Source organism: Oscillibacter sp., from assembly GCF_032060045.1.
Lineage (GTDB): Bacteria > Bacillota > Clostridia > Oscillospirales > Oscillospiraceae > Oscillibacter.
Genome location: NZ_DAMBZJ010000078.1, coordinates 1 through 2,595 on the forward strand (window position 1 = coordinate 1; position 2,595 = coordinate 2,595).

The 2,595-nt window shown below is 53.4% G+C and carries 4 protein-coding genes; all 4 read left to right on the plus strand.

All coding sequences use genetic code 11. The features are described 5' to 3' along the window. Nucleotides 1–142 precede the first annotated feature (142 nt). Complete coding sequence (locus RT018_RS15720; protein WP_312943251.1) at nucleotides 143–529, plus strand: GntR family transcriptional regulator; 387 nt, start codon at nucleotides 143–145, stop codon at nucleotides 527–529. Then, nucleotides 516–1,211, plus strand: coding sequence for an ABC transporter ATP-binding protein (locus tag RT018_RS15725; protein WP_312943252.1), 696 nt, complete (start codon nucleotides 516–518; stop codon nucleotides 1,209–1,211). The genes RT018_RS15720 and RT018_RS15725 overlap by 14 nt, the downstream gene beginning before the upstream one ends. After that, the gene (locus RT018_RS15730) at nucleotides 1,205–2,008 is read left to right on the plus strand and encodes a hypothetical protein (RefSeq protein WP_312943253.1); all 804 of its coding nucleotides are present in this window, start codon (nucleotides 1,205–1,207) and stop codon (nucleotides 2,006–2,008) included. The genes RT018_RS15725 and RT018_RS15730 overlap by 7 nt, the downstream gene beginning before the upstream one ends. Before the next feature lie 72 nt (nucleotides 2,009–2,080). After that, nucleotides 2,081–2,551, plus strand: coding sequence for a small multi-drug export protein (locus tag RT018_RS15735; RefSeq protein ID WP_312943254.1), 471 nt, complete (start codon nucleotides 2,081–2,083; stop codon nucleotides 2,549–2,551). Nucleotides 2,552–2,595: the final 44 nt, after the last annotated feature.

Consider the following 2,595-nt stretch of genomic DNA (forward strand, 5'->3'; position numbering starts at 1 on the left):
CCTGAACCCCCGCTGCCGTTTTACCGAGGTGTCCAACTTACACTTGCAATTTGCGTTTAGAAATTTTTCAAAAAAATCTTGACAAACAGCAAATCTGTGTTATTGTATTACTTACCTAGAACATTAGAACAGGAGGTGCGGTATGAAGTGGCAGTTTTCAAGTGACGCACCCATCTACTCTCAATTGATTGAGCAGATCAAGGTGGGCATTGTATCCGGCGCGTTTCCACCGGGAGAGCGACTTGCTTCGGTGAGGGATCTGGCTGTGGAAGCCGGAGTGAATCCCAACACCATGCAGCGAGCTCTGACGGAGCTGGAGCGGGACGGATTGGTATACAGCCAACGAACCGCAGGCAGATTTGTAACGGAGGACACGGGCATGATTGAATCGGCGAAACAGAATTTGGCGGACTGCCAGATTCAGAATTTTTTAACGGCAATGACCCGTTTGGGATTTAAAAAAGAAGAAATTTTGACGCTGGTGCGTCAGGAAAATGCAGGGGAAGGTTTGAAAAATGGCGATTTTTGAATGCAGTGAGCTGACAAAAAGCTATGGCCGCGCAGCGGCTTTGGATTGCCTGAACCTGACGGTGGAACCGGGCCGAATTGTGGGGCTTTTGGGCCCCAACGGGAGCGGCAAAACGACCCTGATTAAGCTGGCAAACGGCCTGCTGACCCCCGACTCCGGCGAGGTGTTGGTGGACGGAAAAGCTCCCGGCGTGGCGACGCACGCCATCGTGTCCTATCTTCCGGAGCGCACCTGCATTCCCCTGTGGATGAGCACGCGGAAGCTTCTGGACTTTTATCAGGACTTTTACCCGGATTTTCGCCGGGAGCGAGCGGAAGAGATGCTGGCGCACCTGAATATCCGCATGGACCAGACGATTCGCCAGATGAGCAAGGGCACCCGTGAAAAGGTCCAGCTTATCATGGTGATGAGTCGGGCGGCAAAGCTGTATCTGTTGGATGAGCCCATCGGCGGCGTGGACCCGGCCACCCGGGACTACATTCTCAACACCATCATCGGAAACTATGACCCCGAGGCGGCGGTGGTAATCTCTACGCATCTGATTGCCGATGTGGAGCAGGTGCTGGATGAGGTCATCTTTATTAATCAGGGACAGATCGTTCTTCAATCCTCCGTGGACCAGATTCGTGAGGAGAAGGGTATGAGTGTGGACGCGTTGTTTCGGGAGGTATTTAAATGTTGAGAAAACTGATCAAACACGAATTCCGGGCCACGGCCCGAGTGATGGGACCGTTATTTCTCATTATTTTGGTTCTGGCGCTGACGGCCAATCTTTCAATAAACTTTCTTATGAATTCCCCGGGCTTTTTCCCAAATCTGATGGGCGGTCTGCTGCTGTTCGCCTTCGGCATCGGCATGACGGCCGTGGTAATTATCTCCATCGTGCTGATGGTGGAGCGGTTTCGTACAAATCTGATGGGCGACGAAGGCTATGTGATGTTTACCCTGCCCGTCTCCAGTCACCAGTTGATTTGGTCCAAAATCATTGTCTCCACCGCGTGGTTTATTGCAACGGCTTTTGTGGAGACACTGGCGATTCTGGTGTGTGTCTTCGATCTGGAACTGATCCGTGACATATTCAGCTCCGTTTTCTTCCGCAACCTCTTAGAAAGCTTCCAAGAGCTAATTGAAGAATTTGGGCTGAACCTGGCCGCGATGGGGGCGGAGACAATCGTGCTGGCGCTTTTGCTCTGCACGGTGCTGTGCCTGGAATTTTACGCGGCAATTGCGTTGGGTCACAGCTTTCCCAATCACAAGTCCGCATGGAGTGTGCTGTTCTTCTTCGCATTCCAGTTTGTCACCCAGCTTGCCGGAGGACTGTTTGTAAACACGGACTTTTTCACCGGTCTTTTTAACATCGGGGGAATGAACGGCTTCCATCAGCTTATGGCTGTCCTCATCTGCATGGAGCTGATTTCCGGTGGAATCTTCTATGCCATCACCGCGGTAACGCTGAAAAAGCGCCTCAATTTGCAGTAACGGGTACAACAGAACAAGCGGAGCGGGGACATCCCGCTCCGCTGTCCCGGTTGCATGGAAAGGAGCGGATTTATGGCAATTTCAAAGACAACCGTTTCCATGCTGATTACCTTTCTTATGGGGATGATCCCCATTGTCGAGCTGCGGGGAGCCATCCCCTACGGCGCGGCGGCGGGCCTGCCCCTGTGGGAGTGCTTTTGGCTGGCGGCGGCGGGAAATATGCTGCCTGTGCCGTTCATTATCCTTTTGATTCGCCGCGTGTTCGCCTTTCTGCGCCGCAGCGCTTGGTGGAGCCCGAAAATCGACGCATTGGAACGCCGCGCCCACCTGAAAGGCAACCTCGTGAAAAAATACCGTCTGGTTGGACTGGTTATTTTAGTTGCGATACCCCTGCCGGGCACGGGAGCTTGGACGGGAGCGCTGGTCGCCTCCCTGCTGGATATCCGTATGCGTTATGCCCTGCCCGCCATAGCGGTGGGTGTATTGCTTGCGGGGGTGCTGGTTACGCTGGCTACCGGCGGCGTCCTCCGGATTTTTTTCTGAGGCTTTGCGGCACTTTGCAAAAACTGTCGCCTGAACATACATAG